This is a genomic window from Enterobacter sp. E14S, assembly GCF_055666685.1.
On sequence record NZ_JBVODQ010000007.1, the window covers coordinates 170,127 to 191,474 of the forward strand.

Below are 21,348 nucleotides of genomic sequence, written 5' to 3' on the forward strand. Positions count from 1 at the left end.
TGGGGTAATGCTTAAGTGTAGCCGGAAAATTTTACAGACTTCGCAGGACATGTTGGAGGTACAAAAAATCCCGCAGGGCTTGTGCCGTGCGGGCTCTTAGGACTTCATCGGATGACTCTGGTAATCACCGATGGAGAATTTTGGTGCTGGTGGGAGTTGAACCCGCGTCCGAAATTTCTACATACTATTTTTCCTACAATAAAAACAATAATTTGCTTATAAAACAATATGTTGGCGTTTTGTGATGTTCAATGGTTTTATACACTTTTACTGTACTGTCGCCACATTGCCGCCACTCTTTGCACCATGCAGCTCCTTTGTCACATAAGCTAACCAGGATGGGGAATAAATAGAATCCTGAAGTTTTGCATTTGCAAATATATCAAAACTAGGTTCTGCGTCATAAATATAGCTTGTAATATTCTCAAAGTTAGGCGATTCGCTACCTTTAATTAAGAAATATACTTTCCTTGAAATATGATATGCTGCTTCTAAAACTTCTAGAAACATATATTCATTATCGGTGAATGTTTTCATCTCTTTATTTTCACTACGTACTTTGTAAGTGGCTAAAGATATGTTTTCAATGCATAGGTGTTCAAGTAATAATGCTGTGTGATACGACACTTCATTTAGTTTACTTAGCGAAAGCGGTTCTAGTAAAGTATTATTAAGCTCATTTCTTTCAAGGTTTTTATTTATAGTGTTAAGATGGTCTTCCATTTTTGTAATGAAGTCTTCGTTGTGGACGTAATTAGCCTCTACTTCCATAGTTGCTTTGGGGTAAATTTTCTTATAAAGATGATAAGGGTTCGATATGTTTATTTTGTCTTTTATAGCTATTTTATAACCTGGGTTGTCTTTATTATCTTTTATACCACCGTTGGAATCGTTGGTTTCAATTATATTGAAGCTAGGTATTTCTTTTATTTTTTCAATGAAGTTTTTTTCATGTGCCAGATACCTGTCTATAGCATTTTTAGATTCCGATGTATTAATTTGTGATTCTGTCTGGATCGTTCTGTGAATATTGTTGACTATTGAAGCTAGTGGTACTGAGCTTGCCAGGATTAATAAAGGGAATTTGCTTATTTCATAAAATCTGGAATATCCATGAGCAGAAAGAATGGGGGCTTTTCCTGACCAGGCAAATACACCAAAATATATAAAAGAAAGTAAAGGAATACCTATGGAAAACCAAAAAAGCTTTTGTTGGAATAGGTTTTCTTTGCTAAGAACGTACCATTTTTTCCAGATAATAATTGAAATTATAATCAGTAATGCCAGTAAATATAACCAAATGGCTGGAGTGTTAATAATGGAGGTTAAAAGAATCATCATCAGCTTATGTTGTGTAGTGGGTTTTTAGTTACCGCATCCTCTAAATGCTCAGGTGCGAAATGTGCGTAGACCATAGTCATCTTAATATCTAAGTGCCCTAATATCTTTTGAATACCAGTAAGTTTCCGCCATTCATCATAAAATGGCTGGCGAAAGTATAGCGTAGTACATGAGCCTTCAGGTAGTATAATATCGGCTCGTTAACTGTACGTTCAAAGGCATTTCTGCATGGCGTGAATAGATTACCTCTGTTTTTGGGAAGTTCGTCGTATAATTCCTGAGATATCGGAGCGGTGCGGTTGCTCTTGCTTTTGGTGTAAGTACTTCGGTATTTGGTTAACTGATGGCCCTGCAGGTTGTCGGCTCCACTCCATCGTGCTCTGGTAGTCAGGCAAACTTTTGCGACCATCAACAGGCTTGGGCTTTGTGAATCTGCACATGCATTAAGCAGGCGTTTAATTTCATCGAGTGTCAGGAATGCCAGTTCTCCTTGTGCTATTTTGAATGTTGGTAGCCCGGTGAGCGGGTTAAGCGCTGACCAGTGACCTGAATTTTTCAGTGTACCAAAAACAGAAAATAGGTTGCGCTGTTTAAGGTTTACAGTACGAGCCTTTATTGGAAACATTAGCGCGCCGTCTTCGTTACGCAACTCACCTTTTAATCGGGCTTAACGATATTTTGTAAAATCGCCGGCGGTTAACACAGACACAGCTGGATCGCCCAGACCATTGCAGATAATAGTCAGTTTTGACATCAGGTGTTTGGGGTCTGCGAGCGCCTGGCCGTAAAGGGAGTGCCACTGCTCAATCAGTTCTGACAAACGCCGCCGATCTAATTTTTCACCCAGCCACGGCTTTTTTTTCACATCATACATGGTGAAGTTTTCGAATGCTACAGCCTCGCCTTTCGTCACAAATTATTTGCGCTCGCGTTTGCCGGCACGCCCGTTTGGGTAACATTCGCATAAACATTTTCCATTCGGCTGCTTTCTGAACATCATTGTCAGATGCTCTTAATGATTTTTACTGCGTGGCCAATTACCTTTACACCATCTACGGCACACTCAAAGGATGCTTCATCCTGATGAACCACATTTTTATTGCCAGGAATGCGGGCGATCTTGACGAGGCTATTAACGCCGTCGATGTCTACCAGCCAACAACCATTGCTGATTTGTTTCACAAACGTATCCACAACAAAACTATCACTAGCTGTTTTTACAAAAAGAGAATTGGACGATTCACTATCCAGCAGTCTGCTATCGAGAAGGATTTCATCACTCGACTGCAGTTCACCGTTCTTTAGCTCAGCATGTTTGATACTGGGAGCAACGATTTTAGAAAGCGGTCTTACGTGACAGAGGTTTCGTTTTTGAGGTTTTTTTCTTCGTTATCACTCGCATACATATCTCCATGGCCGGTAGCCAGCCATAGAAGGGAAATGCCTGTTTCAAGTGCGCATTGAATGACCCATTCAGCAGGTAAACTATCCCTTAAGTATCTATTAGCCATAGTGCTTTTCGATACTTGTAGATATTCGCATAGCTGCTGACGTGAACCGAAATTATAAGCCTTGATCAACCCGTTAATCTCATCGCGCCCACCGCAACCGTTGCCTGCTTTACTTAATGTACAAAACCGATCAGGTCCGTGAGTCTCTTGACCATTCCAACTTCCGCGTCATTGTTGGTCAGTGAGTTCGATTATGAGAACTTTTTAAGGGACTCACATGTTTGGTTATAAGTTTTACAAACATCCACACTTTGATGAAGCCTGCCGCGCTTGCGCACTGCGTCACAATATGGCGAAGCTGGCAGAGTGTGGGGAAATCAATGCTGCGCAACAAGTTGAACCCAGAACAGCCGCATCAGCTTACACAACCTTAAATCTCTCTGCTTACCGATCTCACTGAGGACTCAACTCTGGTCGGCGGTTTTCTGGCGCAGATCCATTCCCTGCCATGAGCGCCGCTGAACGAAGTAGCCAGCGAGAAAATGCCTCATTACGTGTTGAATGTTACAGCAGAGAACGGTCGTGTTGCATCAAGCGCTGTTTCTGACAGCATGCAGTTTGCAGGAAAGGTGCAGCGCATTGCGCGGGTACATCACATTATGGCTTACGAGTTCGTGTAAGCCTTAACGAACCGGAGACTCTCTATCCAAAGCGCCATTTACTTGGAATTAACACTGAGGGAGTATCAATTACTCGTGAATGGTTGCAAACTGATGCACCTAAATAGAATTACCTCCTGTTTCTTCTTTTTTTTCTTTGCGTTTTCGGAGTTTGAGGTTTGATTTTAGGTTTTTTTATTTTTATCTGTGATTTTTTTAATATTAGCCGTTTTTTTTATCGGGTCTTTGAAAATCTCTGCAACTGAGTAGCCAGCTCTTGCAACACAGACTGTAACTAATATGGTGATTATGAGTGCAAAGAGTTCAATGTGTTGAAAAGCCCATTTTGTGAATGATGGTTGTTTATCGATAGGGAGATAGGAGAATTCGAGAATAACATATATACCATATATAAAAGTAATCGCTGTTTCTATATTCCATATCGCATTTAATATGTTTTTATAAATATCGAACTTGTCCATTCTAATAAGGCTTGCTGCCTGAATGGTAGCGGATGCAAAAAGTACAAATAAAGAAATAACTACGATTTTATCGTCTGAGTAATCGGCTTTAAACCAAATAAATATAGAAAAACATAATAGTGTGAAAATTGATGCATAAACTCCATATGGCAGATTTAAACCAAACTTAGACTTCATGTTGTCCCTCTGTGAAATTGTATAAGTGATGAAACAAATTATTATTAATACACATTTCTTTTATCGTGGGCAAATTAATCGCATGAATGCACCACTCACAGAAATCATGCGCCTTATCACCAACCTGATCCTCACAGGCACCGTAACCGAAGTGGACCGGGAAAACGGTCTGTGCCGGGTGAAGGTAGGCGAGTTTGAAACCAACTGGATTAACTGGCTGACACTGCGCGCAGGTGGTGCCCGTCGCCGGATGAGCAGGTGGTGGTGCTGAGTATGGGCGGTATGCCTTACCTGCGATCTATTCCAACCAGTTCGCGCCGCCGTCGGACTCAGTGGACGGCTGCGTAATGGAATATTCGGACGGTGGTTGGTTTGAATATGAACCCGCGACATGGCCGCTGGTATGTGCGGGGTATCAAATCCATGGTGATCGAGGCTGCAGACAACATAACCCTGAAAACGGGTGAATTTGTGGTGGAAGCAAGCAACACGTGCATAAACAGCGAGGTGGTGATCAAGGGTGGCGTCATCCATGGCGGGGCGCCATGAGTTCTAACGGGAACATAGTGGATAAACACGGTCATAGCGTCGTTAAGTCCGGCGGCGATACATCGGGAGGTCCTGTATAACGCTGTATATCGGTATGAATCAGGGCGATGGCAAAGCCATTTCTGATGCGGACCATTTGAGGCAGTCGGCCCGGGATATTCTGTTGACTCCACAGATAAGCCGCATGGTCAGCCGGGAATAAGGTTCCCAGCTGTCCGCCCCGCAGATAGTGGATATGCCGGATTTTGAAACGCAGCTAAACGTACGGAAATCCGCGTTTGTGGCCCTTTATCCGGCAGACGAGCAGGACGCGGTTAGGCGCACGCTTGAGCTGGAGTCTGAATCCGTGACCAAGCTCCTGCAGGAAAATGCGTATCGTGAAATCCTGCTGCGCCAGCGTATCAACGAGGCGGCGATCTCGATCAGATGGCGGCCAACTACAACGTGAAGCGGCGGACGGTTACACCTGCCTATAACGACGCGGTGCCGCCGGTCACAGCGGTAATGGAAAGCGACGAGGCGCTGCGCCTGCGTGTTCCTGATGCATTTGAGGGGATGTCCGTTGCGGGCCCGACGGTGGCCTATGAGTTTCACGCTAAAAGCCCGGACGGGAGAATGGCTGATGCCAGCGCAACCAGCCCTGCACCGGCGGAGGTGGTGCTTAACGTGCTGAGCTGTGAGGGCGACGGAACGGCAGCGAGTGAGTTACAGATGAGAAGATGCAAAAAAATGCTCAGGTGAAGGCAGCAGAACAGAAAAAAGCCGCACTGCTGGTTGTTGCTCAAAGTACTATCAGCCTAGGGCTGACTGAACTACAACTCGGTCTCATCAGCGATGAAGACAAAGTTAAACTGAAATTATGGATACAAACATTCGCGACTTGCAGGCCATAAAAACATCTGAGGCACCTGATATTTTTTTGGCCTGAAAAACCTGAGTTAGCTTAGCTCTAAAGGTGTATTCGGCTTACGTCGCCAGTTCAGGATGAAAGATTTAATGAACTTATTATCTTCAACGAAATGATAGCAAGCCGAAGCCATCACTAAATTAATGAAGGCCAAAAGTGTCCAGATAAACCATGTAGGGAATGATGCAAGGCTGTCATGGTATTTAGTTATGTAAATCATAATGGGTAATTGCATCAGGTAAAATGAGTAGCTTATTTTACCTAAGTATATTAATGGGAGGGTGAAGGCGTTTTTATTAATTGCTGCGGCTGCGAGGTAATAAACAACAAAGCATGTTGCTGGTAATGTAATATAATTGTTTTGCATCCAGCCATTATTGTTGGTTGGAGAGATAAAAAATAGAGAAGCTATTGCAAGAATAAACAGAGAATTGTTAAGTCTATTAATGCGAAAGCCGCGAGAAAAAATACAACCAATTGCTACTCCTGCGACAAATTCGGGTAGGCGATGAATAGGGCTGACATAATAACGAGGAAAGACAGCGCTATTCGTTAATATCATAGATGTTGGTATGATTATTGATGATGTCAATAATGCAATGCCTAATGCGAGAGCCGGTCTTTTTTTAATTACTGGTAACAGGAATGGGAAAACAAGGTAAAAAAACATTTCAGTTGAAACGGACCAGGAACCGCCGAAATTCCATTGGCTAAAACTATCCGGAAACCACGACTGTGCAGTAGTTAAAAACAATAAAGCATATGTTGAGATTTGCGTTGCGTTGTACTCAAAAAGGAAAGGGACTGTAATTAATCCCATGGCCAGATAAGCGGGGAATATTCTGGCAATTCTGGAACGATAGTAATTATCCTTAATCCCATTTCTAGATGCCCACGCCATGACAAAACCAGAGAGAACAAAGAAGAAAGACATCCCGATAGCACCATTGTTGATAACAGACTGCAGCCAGTCAGAGACATCAGCCTTATATCTGATATTACAGTGGAATAAAAATACATAGAAAGCAGTAACAAAGCGGAATATCGTTAATCCGTGAAGGTCATTTCTGATGTTCATAGTCATATTCAGGTTAAATTTTTTCTGATGCTAACACAGCATAGGATGGCGATACCCATCGTTTTCTTCATTCTAAGCCAAAATGCAATTTCATACTCCCTGAATTGTACCATCTCTCACACATCCTGCCGCGTGCGCCGCGCGCCTAGAACATATGCACACCCCCTGAAAACCGGAGAGACGGCCTTATGGCGCAGGATTACCACCACGGTGTGCGTGTCGTTGAGGCCAACGACGGCACTCGCCCTATTTCAACAGTAAGCATGGCAATTGTCGGTATGGTCTTTACCGGCGATGATGAAGATGCGTGCATGTTCCCCCTCAATAAACTGGTCCTGCTTACCGACGTGCTGACGGCCAGCGGTAAAGCAGGCGAGTCCGGCACGCTGGCCCGCTCCCAGGATGCAATTGCCGGCCAGGCTAAACCCGTTACCGTAATTGTACGCGTCGCGCAGGGCGAAACCGAAGCGGAGACAACCTCCAACATTATCGGCGACGTGACAGCCGACGGTAAAAAAAACGGGCATGAAAGCACTGTTATCTGTGCAGTCCCAGCTCGGCGTTAAGCCGCTTATCCTTGGCGTACCGGGGCACGACACGCAGGCGGTTGCCACTGAGCTGCTAAGCGTGGCGCAGAGTCTGCGCGGGTTCGCCTATCTGTCAGCCTACGGCTGCAAAACGGTAGAGGAGGTCATTGCCTACCGCGATAATTTCAGCCAGCGCGAGGGGATACTGATCTGGCGTGATTTCATCAGTTTTGACACCGTGCTGAATACTGACGCAACGGCTTATGCCTCAGCCTGTGCGCTGAGCCAGCGTGCCAAAATTGTCGAACAGACCGGCTGGCACTAATCCCTGTCCAACGAGGGCGCGAACGGCGTCACCGGCATTTCTGCTGATGTGTTCTGGGATTTGCAGGACCCTGCCACTGATGCGGAGCTGCTGAACCAGAGCGATATCACCACGCTGATCCGCAAAGACGGTTTTCGCTTCTGGGGTTCCCGCTGCCCCAGTGACGATCCTCTGTCCGCCTTTGAAAACTACACCCGCAACGCGCAGGTACTGGCTGACACCATCGCAGAAGCGCACATGTGGGCGGGGGATGGCGTGCTTAACCCGTCGCTGGCAGGCGACATTATAGAAGGTATTCGCGCCAAACTGCACAACCAGTTTTCAAGTCTCCACGCAGACCACAGAGCGCTACAACCAGTGTACTAACATTTAGTGCGGACATACCTTCGTGACGCATGAGTCGTTTATGAGATCGGTTTACCGTCCTGGGAAATTTAGCGCCGCGCCACCGCATCCCAAAGGGATGCAGCAACAACTTGTATACTGACCCGCCACGGCGGATTTAATCGTTCGAAACAAATTCATTATAAAAGTTTCAGTAGTTTATATTTAGTTGGCTAAGTAACGATGTGACTAAGTCTATCTTGCTTATTCTTCGGGGATCTCTCTACCCTGCTTAACCAAATGCTTAATAGTTGCATAGTCATAATATCCAGCGGCGACTTGTTTAGCATATTCGATCCGTTTTAAGGCAATTGCTTTTTCATACATCGCACTTTTTACCGATATTGCTAAGAAGTGGTCAAGTTCAGCTAATTCCTCAGGCGTCCTGTCTACAGTAAATAGATAGCGACGTTCGTGATGCTCAATAGCACCAACCAGAAATGCCGCCCGGTCTGCAATATTATGCAAGGGTTTATCGCCCAGCAGGTTATTACATTGTGGGCAAGATGGTACTGTGTGGCTGCGATCGTAATGCCTTACTCCACCTCTCCAGGCAACTGAAACAACATGGTCACGAACAATGCCTGAATGATAGTCGCCACAATAGATGCATCGTGGTCGGTCTGAGTCATGCTGATTTATATTTAACGTTGATGTCGAATTAAATTCTTCGCGTACATAAGGGACTGGTTTTTTTCGCTTAGCGCGACTTGCTATGACAGCCCTGATTGCTTCATCAGGTAAAGGCTCATCTTCTATTTTCGATGTTTTCTTTGCTGGGAGTTTTTCAGCCTTTTGTAAAGCATCCCCAGCAAAAGATCTTACCTTTGGCGAAATTTTTGTTGTCACAAAAGGTCTGTCTAATGTTGAACTACTGATTTCTGCAGAGCCTGGCTTTTGGGAGGGGACTTGCTGATTAACGCGACTCTGACTAGAATCAGCCTGAGAAATTGGTGTAGCAATAAACACATAACCGCTAGAAATTTTATTTACAGTACAAGTAAATTTATCTTCATTATAACGCTTGCGAAAATGCTCTAAAGCCTGCTCTCTTGTGATGAAAGCCATCCGCTCCTCCCATCGGTCACTAAACTTATGGATAAAATATTTAATCAGTAGAGCCTACATTCACCAATGGACAATGTCTATTGGACTTCCTGATTTGGACCCTTACACTGGTATGAGACGAAGGGCAGATTGGCTGCCGCCATCGGAAAAGACAAAGGGGCTACGTTTTCACGTAACCCCTTGTTTTATTTGGTGGAGCTGGCGGGAGTTGAACCCGCGTCCGAAATTTCTACATCCTCGGTACTACATGCTTAGTTTGTCTTTACATTCGCACGCCAGCTGCGGACAGACACGCCACTAACGAACTAGCCTGATTAGTTTTAACGCTTCAACCCCAGGCAGGGCTTCCACGCGATCTCTTTTGGGTTTGACCTCTCTTTGATCCCCGTCTTAAGAGCGGAAGCTAGGGAGAGAGGGCTCAGAGCAGGTTATTAAGCTGCTAAAGCGTAGTTTTCGTCGTTTGCGACTATTTTTTTGCGGCTTTTAACGAGGCAAACCGCCCCTCGGCATGCACCTTGGGTTTCGCAAATCCCGTCGAATCCAGAATCAGCCCCAATAGTGTTGAACTAAGTATACCAGATTTCACTTCCAGTATACCAGCCCGGAACGCTAACTTATTGAATAGTACAATAAGTGTGCAGAATCAACGTCCTGCGTTTTTCATGATGCGCGCTTTATCAAGCTGCCACTCGCGCTCTTTCAGGTCAGTGCGTTTGTCGTGCTGTTTTTTACCCTTCGCGACGCCAACTTTCACTTTGCACCAGGCGTTTTTCCAGTACAGCGACAGGGCGACCACGGTGAAACCTTCACGGTTGATGCGTCCGTAGAGGGATTCCAGCTCTCGCTTGTTCAGCAGCAGCTTACGGGTGCGCGTTGGGTCACACACGTAGTGTGAGGAGGCGACGGTCAGCGGCGTAAAGTTCGCGCCGAACAGGAAGGCTTCGCCATCTTTCAGGATCACGTAGCTATCGCCGATGTTGGCTTTCCCGGCGCGCAGCGATTTTACTTCCCAGCCCTGCAACGCAAGGCCAGCTTCGAATTCTTCTTCAATGAAATACTCGTGGCGAGCACGCTTGTTGAGCGCAATGGTCGCCGAGCCTGGTTTATGTGCTTTTTTCTTCGTCATAAGTGTCGTAAAGCCGTCGGTAATCTGATTTCAAAAAGTCACCTCATTGCGTCCTGTGAGGTCTAACGCGCTATCTTAGCACGAGATGAGGCTTAGCGTTTTTTTAACAGGTGATAAATGTTATTATTTGTCCGTTGTGTGACCATGGGAAATGCTATGCCTCAGATTAGCCGTACTGCGCTTGTGCCTTACAGCGCGGAACAAATGTATCAGTTAGTGAACGACGTTCAGTCTTATCCAGAATTTATTCCGGGGTGCACCGGGAGCCGCGTTCTGGAATCCGGCCCGACGCAGATGACTGCGGCGGTGGATGTCTCCAAAGCGGGGATCAGCAAGACGTTCACCACCCGCAATACGCTGACCAGCAATCAGAGTATTTTGATGCATCTGGTAGATGGTCCGTTTAAAACCCTGATGGGGGGCTGGAAGTTTACGCCGCTGAGCGCTGACGCCTGTCGCATCGAGTTCCAGCTGGACTTTGAATTTACCAATAAGCTGATTGAGCTGGCGTTTGGCCGCATCTTTAAAGAGCTGGCTTCGAATATGGTTCAGGCGTTCACCACCCGCGCCAAAGAGGTTTACAGTGTCGCATAAGATTGCTGTAGAAGTGGTGTACGCGCTGCCGGAGAAGCAGTATCTGCAGCGCGTGACGCTGGAAGAGGGGGCAACCGTTGAGGCAGCTATCCGCGCTTCCGGCATCCTCGAACTTCGCAGCGATATCGACCTGGCGAAAAATAAGGTCGGGATTTACAGCCGTCCGGTGAAGCTGGGTGATGTGCTGAAAGAGGGCGACCGGGTTGAGATTTATCGCCCGCTGATTGCTGACCCGAAAGAGCTGCGACGTCAGCGTGCGGAGAAATCGGCTAAGTAGCGCTTTATTCCTCCGGTGGCGCTGCGCTTACCGGGGCTACGATTCTGCGCAAGAGTTCAGACACAAAAAAGGTGCTCAATGAGCACCTTTTTGCATTTCTGACTTCTGATTATTTGGTCAGGGCAGGCTTGTTGTCGATGTTGGTCAACACACCGGCGCTGCTGAAGGTCAGCGTCAGGGTCTGCTGGGTCGCATCTTCGTGGCCCGGCTTCTGACGGAATACATAGAACCAGGTGTTAGTGCCGAACGGATCGGACATCATCGGGGTTCCCAGTGCATAAGCGACCTGCTGTTGTGTCATCCCCACACGGATTTTGGACACATCGTTAGGGGTAAGGTAGTTCCCCTGGTTGATGTCAGGACGGTAAACCACTTTCTCCAGAGTGGAACAGCCTGCGGTCAACATCAGAAGAACCGCTGCGGCAGCGGTCAGCATTTTACAACGCATAGTGATTTGATTCCTTTTCGGGCCCGAGCAGAACGCGGCTCATATGTAATATGCCGATGATAATAGACCTTGTCCCACTTTGAAACCGGTCTGGCGGCGTTTTTGTTGTTCTGTATGACCCTGAGATCCCGAAAAAGTTTATGCCGCCAGCAGTTCTTTCGCGTTCGCGAGCGTATTGCGGGTGACTTCGCTACCGCCGAGCAGGCGAGCCAGCTCCTGCAGACGCGCACGTTTATCCAGCGGCTTCATATGCGTTTCGGTCATTTCACCGTCGGTTTCTTTGCTAACGATAAAGTGATGATGACCACAGCCCGCGACCTGCGGCAGGTGGGTGACACACATCACCTGCGTTGATTCGCCTAGCTGACGCAGCAGTTTGCCCACCACCGCCGCCGTTGGGCCGCTGATGCCGACATCCACTTCATCGAAAATCAGCGCCGGGGTTTCCATTTTACGCGCGGTAATCACCTGAATCGCCAGTGCAATACGCGACAGTTCACCTCCGGATGCCACTTTAGAGATAGCCTGCAGCGGCTGCCCCGGGTTGGTGGTGACGCGGAACTCGATGCGGTCCGCACCTTCTGCCGTCAGGTGATTCTCTTCAAAGCGGACATCAATGGTGAAGACACCGTGCGGCATCGCCAGCGTGTGCATGCTGTCGGTGATGTGCTGGCTTAGCTCCTGGGCGTAATGCTGACGGATTTCATGCAGCTTTTGCGCTGTCGCCAGCGCCTGTTCATGATGCAGGTTCACCGCGAGAGAGAGGGTTTCCTGCGAGTCAGCCTGATCGTCAAGCTGCTGCTGTTCTTCCAGCAGAGACTGATAGAATCCCGGCAGCTCTTCCGGCATGACGTGGTGCTTGCGCGCCAGTGAAATCTGACGGGAGATACGCTGCTCCAGCTCAAACAGACGGTTCGGGTCGAGATCCAGACGTTCACAGTAGTGGCGCAGTTCGTCACTGGCTTCGGAGATCTGAATGGTCGCTTCTTCCAGCATATCCAGGACGCCAGAAAGCTTGCTGTCCATGCCGACCAGTTCGGTAATGAGCTGGCGGACGTTATACAGCTGGCTTTGCAGGTTCACGTCTTCGCCGTCCGCCAGCAGATTGAGCGCATTCTGGCTGGTTGAGAGCAGGTGGCCGCTGTTCGCCAGACGTTTGTACTCTTCGTCGATTTGCTCAAACTCACCCGGCTGCGGGTTGAATTCGTTTAGCTCTTTAAGCTGGTACGCCAGCAGCTCCGCACGTGCAGCGCGCTCCTGGCTTTGCTGCTGGTGCTGGGCAAGTTCACGGCAGCTCTGATGCCACTGGCGATAGTGCTCCGCCATAAGCTGAGTAAGCGCGTACTCACCTGCATAGCCATCGAGCAGCGCTTTCTGCTGTTCAGGTTTGACGAGTTGCTGGTGCGCGTGCTGACCGTGGATCTGGATAAGCAGCTGGCCGAGTTCGCGAAGCTGGGAGAGCGGGACCGCCGTGCCGTTGATAAAGCCACGTGAACGACCGTCGCTGCTGATCACGCGGCGAAGTAAACACTCACGTCCATCTTCAAGCTGGTTCTGTTCCAGCCAGCGCTGGGCGGCAGGGGTGTCTTTCAGGGAGAAGCGGGCGCACAGGTCGGCACGGTTTGCGCCCATGCGCACCATATCGCCCTCTGCGCGGCCGCCAAGGCACAAGCCGAGGGCATCAATGGCAATGGATTTACCTGCACCGGTTTCCCCGGTGATCGCCGTCATGCCGCTGTGGAAATCGATCTCAAGCTCACGAACAATGGCAAAGTTGCTGATGGTCAGTTGTGCCAGCATAATTGTTTTCCTGTATGAAAAACCATAACTGTGTTTTCATACAGTATAAACTGGTTTTTTATACAGTAAAGTACTGGATGCAAAATCAGAACAATTTTTTTGACCAGCCAAGCTTCGAGCTTAATGTGTTGAAATAGCTGTAATCTTTCGGATGAATCAGATTAAGGTGGTAATCACATCGACGAATGAGAACATCTTCACCTTCCTGGATCGGCAGCGCTATCTGGCTGTCGCAGCTGATCTCCAGGTCATTACGGCGGTGCGAGAAGCGCAGACGTATCGTGCTGTCGCCGTTGATAACCAGCGGGCGGGCGGAGAGCGTGTGCGGGAACATTGGCACCAGGGTAATGGCATCCAGCGAGGGCGTCAGGATCGGGCCGCCGGCAGAAAGCGAGTAGGCGGTTGAGCCGGTCGGAGTGGAGATAATCAGCCCGTCGGAACGCTGGGAAAAAGCAAAGATTTCATCGATGTAAACTTCGAATTCAATCATGTGCGCCACTTTTCCGGGGTGAAGAACCACCTCGTTAATTGCGGTGCTAATGCGCTTCTGACAGTCCTGCTGGCACACCTGTGCTTCCAGTAAAAAGCGTTTTTCGCTGATATAGTGCCCTTCCAGCACGTCGGCCAGCTGCTGCTGCGCATTGTCCGGGTCGAGATCGGTTAAAAAGCCGAGATTGCCACGGTTGATGCCGATGACCTTAATGTCATAGCGCGCCAGCGTGCGGGCCGCGCCGAGCATGTTGCCGTCGCCGCCCACCACCACGGCGAGATCGGCCTGTTGACCAATTTCCGCCAGCGTGCCGGTTTTGACGCTCTTCAGCTGAAGCTCCTGCGCAATCTGCTGCTCGACCATCACTTCATAGCCTTTGCTACACAACCAGCGATACAACATTTCATGTGTCGTTAGTGCGGTAGGGTGACGCGGATGCCCGACGATCCCAATACACCTGAAATGATTATTCATTTTCTGGAGGTCCTTGTGCCTGATGAATGATGACAATCTGTCTTGTTCCCTTGAATCCCGGAAACTGATCCCCATAATAAGCGAAGTTAGCGAGATGAATGCAGAAAAACGCGGAGAAATTCATGAGTAGTAAAGAACAGAAAACGCCTGAGGGGCAAGCCCCTGAAGAAATTATCACGGAACAGCACGATGAAGTTGAGGCTGTAGAGCCAGACGCATCTGCTGAGCAGGTGGACCCGCGCGATGAAAAAATTGCGAATCTGGAAGCCCAGCTGGTAGAAGCACAGAATCGCGAACGCGATGGTGTTCTGCGCATCAAGGCGGAAATGGAAAACCTGCGTCGTCGTACCGAGCAGGACGTTGAGAAGGCGCATAAATTTGCGCTGGAGAAATTCGTCAACGAACTGCTGCCGGTAATCGATAGCCTCGACCGCGCGCTGGAAGTGGCTGACAAAGCGAATCCGGACAACGCGGCGATGATCGAAGGTATCGAACTGACGCTGAAATCCATGCTCGACGTGGTGCGTAAGTTTGGCGTGGAAGTGATTGCCGATACCAACGTACCGCTGGATCCAAACGTTCACCAGGCGATTGCAATGGTGGAGTCAGAAGAGGTGGAAGCCGGTAAAGTGCTGGGCGTGATGCAGAAAGGTTACACCCTCAACGGCCGTACCATTCGCGCTGCGATGGTGACCGTGGCGAAAGCGAAAGCGTAATTTGCCATTCGTAGTGCCGGGTGGCGGTTTCGCCTTACCCGGCCTACAGCCTTACTCAGCGATACTTTCGCGTAGGGGTTTTACGGGCAGGACTTTCACCTGCTTAATCATATTGTCCTGCACGTCCAGGATATCAATATCGTATTGCTCAATGCGCACCCGCGTGCCCGCCGCCGGGATCTCTTCCAGCGCTTCCAGAATCATCCCGTTAATCGTGCGAGCCTCATCTTCCGGTAAATGCCAGTTAAAGGCTTTATTGAGTTCGCGAATGTTCGCGCTTCCGTCAATCAGCACCGAGCCGTCGTTTTGCGGGGTGACCTCTTCCGCGAGGGAAGGTGACATCGACGTGGTAAAGTCCCCGACAATCTCTTCCAGAATATCTTCGACCGTCACAAGCCCCTGAATGTCGCCGTATTCATTGACCACCAGGCCGACTTTCTTTTTGTTGCGCTGGAATTTTACCAGCTGCGTGCTGAGCGGGGTTCCTTCCGGCACGTAGTAAATCTCGTCGGCGGCGCGCAGCATCACCTCTTTGGTGAACTCTTTTTTCTCGGTCATCAGACGGTAGGCTTCGCGCACGCGCAGCATGCTGATGGCGTCATCCAGCGAGTCGCGATAGAGCACAATGCGCCCGTGAGGGGAGTGCGTCAGCTGGCGAACGATGGCTTTCCAGTCGTCATTGATGTCGATACCGACGATTTCGTTACGCGGCACCATGATGTCATTTACGCTCACCTTTTCCAGATCCAGCACCGACAGGAGCATGTCCTGATTGCGTCGGGAGATCTGCGAGCGGGATTCATGCACGATGGTGCGAAGCTCCTCTTTGCTGAGCGCGCTGCTGATGGTGACATCGGCTTTGATCCCCACCATCCGCATCAGGACGCGCGTCACCATGTTCAGCAGCCAGACCAGCGGCATCATCAGGATCAGAAGCGGTGCCAGCAGGAAGCTGCTCGGGTAGGCGACTTTCTCAGGGTAAAGCGCGGCGATGGTTTTCGGCAGCACTTCGGCAAACACCAGTACCACGAACGTCAGCACGCCGGTGGCAATCGCCACCCCGGCGTTGCCGTACAGGCGCATCCCGACAATAGTGCCGAGGGCTGAGGCAAGAATGTTGACAAGGTTATTGCCGATGAGCACCAGGCTTATCAGGCGATCCGGCTTGCGAAGCAGTTTTTCAACGCGACGAGCGGCACGGTTACCCTGCTTAGCGCGATGACGTAACCGGTAGCGGTTTAAGGTCATCATGCCGGTTTCCGAGCCGGAGAAATAGGCGGAAATGACCACCATGACGATCAGGATAACGATCAGCGTGGTGGTAGAGATGTGTTCCAGGGGGAACTCCTTTTGTTACTTAGCCAGCAAATTGCTGTATGAAGCGGCTGCCAAAATAGGCAAGGGTGAGAATGCCCGCACCCGCGACGTTGAACCAGACCACGCGACGACCGCGCCAGCCTTCATGATAATGGCCCCATAACAGGACAATATAGACAAACCACGCGATGATGGAGAGCACCGCTTTATCGATATTCTCCACGCTGAACAGGTTCTTCATGTAAAACAGGCCCGTGCAGAGCGTCAGCGTCAGCAGCACCACGCCCACCTGGGTGATGTGGAACATCTTACGCTCAATGACCATCAGCGGCGGCATCTCATGGTTAAACGCCAGCTTTTTGTTTTTCAGCTGGTAGTCAATCCAGGCGAGCTGCATGGCGTAAAGCGCGGCGATGATCAGCGTCGCGTAGGCAAAGAGCGACAGGCCGATATGCACCAGCATCCCCGGCGTCGCCTCCAGATGCGTAATGAATTCATTAGGCATAAAGGTGGCGAGGGCCAGATTGATCAGCGCGAAGGTATAGACAATCGGCAGCAGCAGCCAGCCGCGATTTTTAGACGCGACGATGGTCATTACCGTACAGATCATCAGGCTGACCAGCGAGCCGACGTTGAGGACGCTCAGGTTTTGCACGCTGCCGTCGCCGGGAATGATGCGTGATTCCAGCGCAAACGCGTGGCTGATCAGTGCGATCACCGCGGAAAGAATAGCCATGCGCCGCCAGCCGCTGTTTTTTTGCAGCAGTCCGGGAACGATCAGCGCGAGGCTGACAGAGTAGGCAACAAGGGCGATCAGTGCGAAAACAGGCATATAGGCATCGACAGTTGTCTTAATAAGAAAGAGAAGCAGTATAACGTTACGTGACGCCTGCTCCAACCGTTGCATAACAACAAAGGCGCCTTCATGTTATACTCCGGCAAAATTCTGTGTATGTGTCGCCCATGGCGGCCCAACGTTTCTACTCAGGCGAGAGACAATGTTTGATAATTTAACCGATCGTTTGTCGCGCACGCTGCGCAACATCAGCGGCCGCGGACGCCTTACTGAAGAGAACATCAAGGAAACGCTGCGCGAAGTGCGCATGGCGCTGCTGGAAGCAGACGTCGCGTTGCCGGTTGTTCGTGATTTTATCAACCGCGTAAAAGAGAAGGCGGTTGGTCATGAAGTTAACAAGAGCCTGACCCCGGGCCAGGAATTCGTCAAAATCGTTCGTAATGAACTGGTTTCGGCGATGGGCGAAGAGAACCAGGTGCTTAACCTGGCGGCTCAGCCGCCGGCCGTGGTGCTGATGGCGGGCCTGCAGGGTGCAGGTAAAACGACCAGCGTCGGTAAACTGGGTAAATTCCTGCGTGAAAAGCACAAGAAGAAAGTGCTGGTGGTCTCTGCGGACGTCTATCGCCCGGCGGCGATCAAACAGCTGGAAACCCTGGCCGAGCAGGTCGGCGTAGATTTCTTCCCGTCCGACGTGGCGCAGAAGCCTGTCGACATCGTTAACGCGGCGCTGAAAGAAGCGAAGCTGAAATTCTACGACGTGCTGCTGGTGGATACCGCCGGTCGTCTGCACGTTGACGAAGCGATGATGGACGAGATCAAACAGGTGCATGCCTCTATCAACCCGGTAGAGACCCTGTTCGTTGTCGATGCCATGACCGGTCAGGATGCGGCGAATACCGCGAAAGCGTTTAACGAAGCGCTGCCGTTAACCGGCGTGGTGCTGACCAAAGTGGACGGTGACGCCCGCGGCGGTGCGGCGCTCTCCATTCGTCACATCACCGGTAAGCCGATTAAATTCCTCGGCGTGGGCGAGAAAACCGAAGCGCTGGAGCCGTTCCACCCGGACCGTATCGCCTCCCGTATCCTCGGCATGGGCGACGTGCTGTCGCTGATTGAAGATATCGAGAGCAAGGTTGACCGCGCGCAGGCCGAGAAGCTGGCCAGCAAGCTGAAAAAAGGTGACGGGTTCGATCTCACCGACTTCCTTGAGCAGCTGCGCCAGATGAAAAACATGGGCGGCATGGCCAGCCTGATGGGCAAACTGCCGGGCATGGGCCAGATCCCAGACAACGTGAAAGCGCAGATGGATGACAAGGTGCTGGTGCGTATGGAGGCGATCATCAACTCGATGACGCTGAAAGAGCGCGCTAACCCGGACATCATCAAAGGTTCCCGTAAACGTCGTATCGCAGCCGGTTGCGGCATGCAGGTGCAGGACGTTAACCGCCTTCTTAAACAGTTCGACGACATGCAGCGCATGATGAAGAAAATGAAGAAAGGCGGCATGGCGAAGATGATGCGCGGCATGAAAGGCATGATGCCCCCAGGTTTTCCTGGACGTTAATCGGCCTGGCTTGTTTGCCATTTTGACGCCGGGGAGTGCTCGAAATGCTCACGTACTACGTGTACGCTCCGCTTTCTGCGCGCTCGCCGACGCCAAACTGGCTGCACCGCCGACGGCCTTTTACAGCAGACTTATCAACTGCTGATTGCATTTTCCCCAAAAATCAGTAAAATTTTCGGGCTTTTAATATGACACCCGGGCTCCGTTCCTCGATGGGGCCCGGTTGTTTTATTCACACAAGAGGATGTTATGGTAACTATTCGTTTAGCTCGTCACGGCGCTAAAAAGCGTCCGTTCTACCAGGTTGTTGTGACTGACAGCCGTAATGCACGCAACGGTCGCTTCATCGAGCGCGTTGGTTTCTTCAACCCACTGGCCGCTGGCGCAGAAGAAGAAACTCGTCTGGATCTGGATCGTATCGCTCACTGGGTTGGCCAGGGCGCTACTGTTTCCGATCGCGTTGCTACGCTGATCAAAGCAGCAAACAAAGCAGCTTAATCTGTCACGGTGGTCATGATGAGCAATAAAGCACCTGTTGAACCGATCGTATTGGGAAAAATGGGTTCTTGCTACGGTATCCGTGGTTGGCTCAGAGTGTTTTCCTCCACTGAAGACGCTGATAGCATTTTTGATTACCAGCCCTGGTTTATCCAGAAAGGCGGTAAGTGGGAAGAGGTCGAGCTGGAAAGCTGGCGTCACCACAATCAGGACATCATCATCAAGCTGAAAGGCGTTGACGATCGTGATGCCGCGAATGCGCTGACTAATTGTGAAATTGTCGTGGATTCGTCGCAGTTGCCACAGCTGGAAGAGGGCGACTACTACTGGAAAGACCTTATGGGTTGCCAGGTAGTCACTACCGAAGGCTACAGCCTGGGGAAAGTCATCGATATGATGGAAACCGGGTCAAATGACGTTCTCGTCATTAAGGCAAACCTGAAAGATGCATTTGGCATCAAGGAGCGGTTGGTTCCGTTCCTCGATGGACAGGTTATCAAGAAAGTCGATCTCACTACTCAAACCATTGAAGTAGATTGGGATCCTGGTTTTTAAATTCTCCGGATAAACGGTAAAAGACGGCGCTATGTGGATTGGCATAATTAGCCTGTTTCCTGAAATGTTCCGCGCGATTACCGATTACGGGGTAACTGGCCGGGCAGTAAAGAATGGCCTGCTGAGCATCCAGAGCTGGAGTCCTCGTGACTTTACTCATGATCGGCACCGTACCGTGGACGATCGTCCTTACGGCGGCGGACCGGGGATGCTAATGATGGTGCAACCCTTACGGGACGCCATTCACACAGCAAAAGCCGCGGCAGGTGAAGGCGCAAAGGTGATTTATCTGTCACCTCAGGGACGCAAGCTTGATCAAGCGGGCGTGAGCGAACTGGCGACGAATCAAAAGCTGATTCTGGTCTGTGGGCGCTACGAAGGGATAGATGAGCGCGTAATTCAAACCGAGATTGACGAAGAATGGTCTATCGGCGATTACGTTCTCAGCGGTGGTGAGTTACCGGCAATGACGCTGATTGACTCCGTCGCCCGGTTTATTCCGGGTGTTCTGGGCCATGAAGCTTCGGCAACGGAAGATTCCTTTGCCGATGGATTGCTGGACTGTCCACACTATACTCGTCCTGAAGTGTTAGAAGGGATGGAGGTCCCGGCAGTGTTACTGTCTGGAAACCATGCCGAGATACGTCGCTGGCGTTTGAAGCAGTCGCTGGGCCGAACCTGGCTTAGAAGACCTGAACTTCTGGAAAACCTGGCTCTGACTGAAGAGCAAGCAAAGTTGCTGGCCGAGTTCAAAACTGAACACGCGCAACAGCAGCATGAACATGATGGGAATGCGTAATACGCTCCCGAATATCAGTTTACCCAGGATAAGAGATTAAATTATGAGCAACATTATTAAGCAACTTGAACAAGAGCAGATGAAGCAGGACGTACCTTCCTTCCGTCCAGGTGACACCGTGGAAGTGAAAGTATGGGTTGTTGAAGGTTCCAAAAAACGTCTGCAGGCATTCGAGGGCGTGGTTATCGCTATTCGTAACCGCGGTCTGCACTCTGCATTCACTGTTCGTAAAATTTCCAACGGCGAAGGCGTTGAGCGTGTCTTCCAGACTCACTCTCCGGTAGTTGACAGCATTGCTGTTAAACGTCGTGGTGCTGTACGTAAAGCTAAACTGTACTACCTGCGTGAGCGTACTGGTAAGTCTGCTCGTATTAAAGAGCGTCTGAACTAAGATTCGCTTAAGCGACATCCTGTTAGAAAGGGCTGGCCGAAAGGCTGGCCCTTTTTTTATCCCATCGCACCTCTCGCGTTAACCCTTTCGTCATAAATCATTTACAATGCTTGCCTCTTTTATGGAGGGAAAGTGGATAACGTACTTCATCAGCCTGACCGGAAAAGCGCAGCGGCTTTGACCGCGCTGTTCGCGATCCTGCTGATCGTGGTAGCACCCCTTATCTCCGTCTCGTTGCAGAAAGATCCCATGAGCGCTATGCCGGGCATGCATCATGACATGAGCATGATGTCGATGGGCGAGCATCACGGCGATAAGCCGCACACGATGCCTGTCGACCATGCGGAAGCGTGCGGCTACTGCGTGCTGTTAGCGCATGTCCCTGGCGTGATGCTGGCGCTCATCGTCCTGCTCAGCCTGGTGCTGCAGAGGCTGAGCATTAAGCCGCCGCGTCAGGCGGTCAACCACTGGCACTTCTTCCCCTGGCTTTACCCTGATACCCGCGCGCCGCCGCGGCAGTCTGCTTTTTCACAATAAAAAATATCGATAACTTTT

At 50.0% G+C, this 21,348-nt stretch carries 20 protein-coding genes, 1 other RNA gene and 8 pseudogenes; 16 read left to right on the forward strand and 13 right to left on the reverse strand.

The genetic code is table 11. From position 1 onward, the window contains the following. Positions 1 to 267: 267 nt before the first annotated feature. The 3 genes and pseudogenes from ACZ6J2_RS15615 to ACZ6J2_RS15625 all read right to left on the reverse strand — a co-directional run bounded on the left by ACZ6J2_RS15615 (position 268) and on the right by ACZ6J2_RS15625 (position 2,930). Positions 268 to 1,341: a hypothetical protein gene (locus tag ACZ6J2_RS15615; protein ID WP_471726141.1), complete on the reverse strand. Its 1,074-nt coding sequence runs from the start codon at positions 1,339 to 1,341 to the stop codon at positions 268 to 270. Next, positions 1,341 to 2,341: pseudogene (locus tag ACZ6J2_RS15620) on the reverse strand (phage integrase). The gene ACZ6J2_RS15615 and the pseudogene ACZ6J2_RS15620 overlap by 1 nt, the downstream one beginning before the upstream one ends. A 2-nt stretch (positions 2,342 to 2,343) precedes the next feature. Continuing rightward, positions 2,344 to 2,930, reverse strand: a pseudogene (locus ACZ6J2_RS15625) (phage repressor protein CI). A gap of 26 nt (positions 2,931 to 2,956) precedes the next feature. On the opposite strand from ACZ6J2_RS15625, the pseudogene ACZ6J2_RS15630 reads away from it, so the two are divergent. Continuing rightward, positions 2,957 to 3,037 (forward strand): annotated as a pseudogene (locus tag ACZ6J2_RS15630) (Rha family transcriptional regulator); the annotation flags it as partial. A gap of 32 nt (positions 3,038 to 3,069) precedes the next feature. Beyond that, a pseudogene (locus ACZ6J2_RS15635) lies at positions 3,070 to 3,472 on the forward strand (phage regulatory CII family protein). A 164-nt stretch (positions 3,473 to 3,636) separates the two neighbouring features. Here the strand turns inward: ACZ6J2_RS15635 and ACZ6J2_RS15640 are convergent. Further along, a complete protein-coding gene (locus ACZ6J2_RS15640) occupies positions 3,637 to 4,110 on the reverse strand; it encodes a hypothetical protein (RefSeq protein WP_471726142.1) in 474 nt (157 codons plus the stop codon). A gap of 82 nt (positions 4,111 to 4,192) precedes the next feature. Between ACZ6J2_RS15640 and ACZ6J2_RS15645 the strand changes: the two are divergent. The 3 genes and pseudogenes from ACZ6J2_RS15645 (at position 4,193) to ACZ6J2_RS15655 (ending at position 5,552) form a co-directional block, all read left to right on the forward strand. After that, a pseudogene (locus tag ACZ6J2_RS15645) lies at positions 4,193 to 4,739 on the forward strand (phage baseplate assembly protein V). Between the two features lie 155 nt (positions 4,740 to 4,894). Then, positions 4,895 to 5,367 (forward strand): annotated as a pseudogene (locus tag ACZ6J2_RS15650) (baseplate J/gp47 family protein); the annotation flags it as partial. Positions 5,368 to 5,378: 11 nt separating this feature from the next. After that, complete coding sequence (locus tag ACZ6J2_RS15655) at positions 5,379 to 5,552, forward strand: tail fiber assembly protein (RefSeq protein WP_471726144.1); 174 nt, start codon at positions 5,379 to 5,381, stop codon at positions 5,550 to 5,552. Between the two features lie 45 nt (positions 5,553 to 5,597). On the opposite strand, the gene ACZ6J2_RS15660 is transcribed toward ACZ6J2_RS15655, so the two are convergent. Next, positions 5,598 to 6,644, reverse strand: a complete 1,047-nt coding sequence (locus ACZ6J2_RS15660) for an acyltransferase family protein (protein ID WP_471726146.1) — start codon at positions 6,642 to 6,644, stop codon at positions 5,598 to 5,600. A gap of 188 nt (positions 6,645 to 6,832) precedes the next feature. Between ACZ6J2_RS15660 and ACZ6J2_RS15665 the strand changes: the two are divergent. Both ACZ6J2_RS15665 and ACZ6J2_RS15670 read left to right on the forward strand, forming a co-directional pair. Further along, positions 6,833 to 7,811, forward strand: a pseudogene (locus ACZ6J2_RS15665) (phage tail sheath subtilisin-like domain-containing protein); the annotation flags it as partial. Then, positions 7,810 to 7,983 (forward strand): annotated as a pseudogene (locus tag ACZ6J2_RS15670) (ogr/Delta-like zinc finger family protein); the annotation flags it as partial. The pseudogenes ACZ6J2_RS15665 and ACZ6J2_RS15670, both read left to right, overlap by 2 nt. A 101-nt stretch (positions 7,984 to 8,084) precedes the next feature. Here the strand turns inward: ACZ6J2_RS15670 and ACZ6J2_RS15675 are convergent. The 3 genes from ACZ6J2_RS15675 to smpB all read right to left on the reverse strand — a co-directional run bounded on the left by ACZ6J2_RS15675 (position 8,085) and on the right by smpB (position 10,074). Then, the gene (locus tag ACZ6J2_RS15675) at positions 8,085 to 8,948 is read right to left on the reverse strand and encodes an HNH endonuclease (RefSeq protein ID WP_471726148.1); all 864 of its coding nucleotides are present in this window, start codon (positions 8,946 to 8,948) and stop codon (positions 8,085 to 8,087) included. A gap of 190 nt (positions 8,949 to 9,138) precedes the next feature. Then, positions 9,139 to 9,502: a transfer-messenger RNA gene (gene ssrA / locus ACZ6J2_RS15680) on the reverse strand. Between the two features lie 89 nt (positions 9,503 to 9,591). Continuing rightward, positions 9,592 to 10,074: an SsrA-binding protein SmpB gene (gene smpB / locus ACZ6J2_RS15685; RefSeq protein WP_008502505.1), complete on the reverse strand. Its 483-nt coding sequence runs from the start codon at positions 10,072 to 10,074 to the stop codon at positions 9,592 to 9,594. A 156-nt stretch (positions 10,075 to 10,230) separates the two neighbouring features. On the opposite strand from smpB, the gene ACZ6J2_RS15690 reads away from it, so the two are divergent. Beyond that, positions 10,231 to 10,668: a type II toxin-antitoxin system RatA family toxin gene (locus tag ACZ6J2_RS15690; RefSeq protein ID WP_024908332.1), complete on the forward strand. Its 438-nt coding sequence runs from the start codon at positions 10,231 to 10,233 to the stop codon at positions 10,666 to 10,668. Then, positions 10,658 to 10,945 carry an RnfH family protein gene (locus ACZ6J2_RS15695; protein ID WP_023333124.1) on the forward strand — a complete coding sequence of 96 codons (288 nt, stop codon included), beginning with the start codon at positions 10,658 to 10,660 and terminating at the stop codon, positions 10,943 to 10,945. Before ACZ6J2_RS15690 ends, ACZ6J2_RS15695 begins: the two co-directional genes overlap by 11 nt. Before the next feature lie 109 nt (positions 10,946 to 11,054). Here the strand turns inward: ACZ6J2_RS15695 and bamE are convergent, their stop codons facing one another. From bamE to nadK, 3 genes are all read right to left on the reverse strand, one after another. After that, on the reverse strand, positions 11,055 to 11,393 hold the full coding sequence (bamE, locus tag ACZ6J2_RS15700) for an outer membrane protein assembly factor BamE (protein ID WP_008502502.1): 339 nt from the start codon (positions 11,391 to 11,393) through the stop codon (positions 11,055 to 11,057). A 138-nt stretch (positions 11,394 to 11,531) separates the two neighbouring features. After that, the gene (gene recN, locus ACZ6J2_RS15705; protein WP_471726149.1) at positions 11,532 to 13,193 is read right to left on the reverse strand and encodes a DNA repair protein RecN; all 1,662 of its coding nucleotides are present in this window, start codon (positions 13,191 to 13,193) and stop codon (positions 11,532 to 11,534) included. Positions 13,194 to 13,278: 85 nt separating this feature from the next. Next, the gene (nadK, locus tag ACZ6J2_RS15710) at positions 13,279 to 14,157 is read right to left on the reverse strand and encodes an NAD(+) kinase (protein ID WP_008502500.1); all 879 of its coding nucleotides are present in this window, start codon (positions 14,155 to 14,157) and stop codon (positions 13,279 to 13,281) included. Positions 14,158 to 14,279: 122 nt separating this feature from the next. Here nadK and grpE point away from each other — a divergent pair, with 122 nt between their 5' ends. After that, positions 14,280 to 14,873, forward strand: coding sequence for a nucleotide exchange factor GrpE (gene grpE, locus ACZ6J2_RS15715; protein ID WP_023333122.1), 594 nt, complete (start codon positions 14,280 to 14,282; stop codon positions 14,871 to 14,873). Positions 14,874 to 14,924: 51 nt separating this feature from the next. Here grpE and ACZ6J2_RS15720 read toward each other — a convergent pair whose 3' ends face one another. Continuing rightward, entirely contained in the window at positions 14,925 to 16,211 is a 1,287-nt protein-coding gene (locus tag ACZ6J2_RS15720) for an HlyC/CorC family transporter (RefSeq protein ID WP_032665125.1), read from the reverse strand. Between the two features lie 19 nt (positions 16,212 to 16,230). After that, a complete protein-coding gene (locus ACZ6J2_RS15725) occupies positions 16,231 to 17,022 on the reverse strand; it encodes a cytochrome C assembly family protein (RefSeq protein ID WP_014884879.1) in 792 nt (263 codons plus the stop codon). 166 nt (positions 17,023 to 17,188) lie between these two features. Here ACZ6J2_RS15725 and ffh point away from each other — a divergent pair, with 166 nt between their 5' ends. From ffh to ACZ6J2_RS15755, 6 genes are all read left to right on the forward strand, one after another. After that, a complete protein-coding gene (ffh, locus tag ACZ6J2_RS15730; protein WP_014884878.1) occupies positions 17,189 to 18,550 on the forward strand; it encodes a signal recognition particle protein in 1,362 nt (453 codons plus the stop codon). A gap of 249 nt (positions 18,551 to 18,799) precedes the next feature. Next, positions 18,800 to 19,048, forward strand: a complete 249-nt coding sequence (rpsP, locus tag ACZ6J2_RS15735; RefSeq protein ID WP_003863133.1) for a 30S ribosomal protein S16 — start codon at positions 18,800 to 18,802, stop codon at positions 19,046 to 19,048. 15 nt (positions 19,049 to 19,063) lie between these two features. Beyond that, positions 19,064 to 19,603, forward strand: coding sequence for a ribosome maturation factor RimM (rimM, locus tag ACZ6J2_RS15740; RefSeq protein ID WP_029741020.1), 540 nt, complete (start codon positions 19,064 to 19,066; stop codon positions 19,601 to 19,603). A gap of 31 nt (positions 19,604 to 19,634) precedes the next feature. After that, entirely contained in the window at positions 19,635 to 20,402 is a 768-nt protein-coding gene (trmD, locus tag ACZ6J2_RS15745) for a tRNA (guanosine(37)-N1)-methyltransferase TrmD (RefSeq protein ID WP_008502493.1), read from the forward strand. 43 nt (positions 20,403 to 20,445) lie between these two features. Next, positions 20,446 to 20,793, forward strand: coding sequence for a 50S ribosomal protein L19 (rplS, locus tag ACZ6J2_RS15750; protein WP_002914145.1), 348 nt, complete (start codon positions 20,446 to 20,448; stop codon positions 20,791 to 20,793). A 132-nt stretch (positions 20,794 to 20,925) separates the two neighbouring features. Continuing rightward, positions 20,926 to 21,330 (forward strand): DUF2946 domain-containing protein, encoded by a 405-nt coding sequence (locus ACZ6J2_RS15755; RefSeq protein WP_471726150.1) that lies wholly within the window; start codon positions 20,926 to 20,928, stop codon positions 21,328 to 21,330. Positions 21,331 to 21,348: the final 18 nt, after the last annotated feature.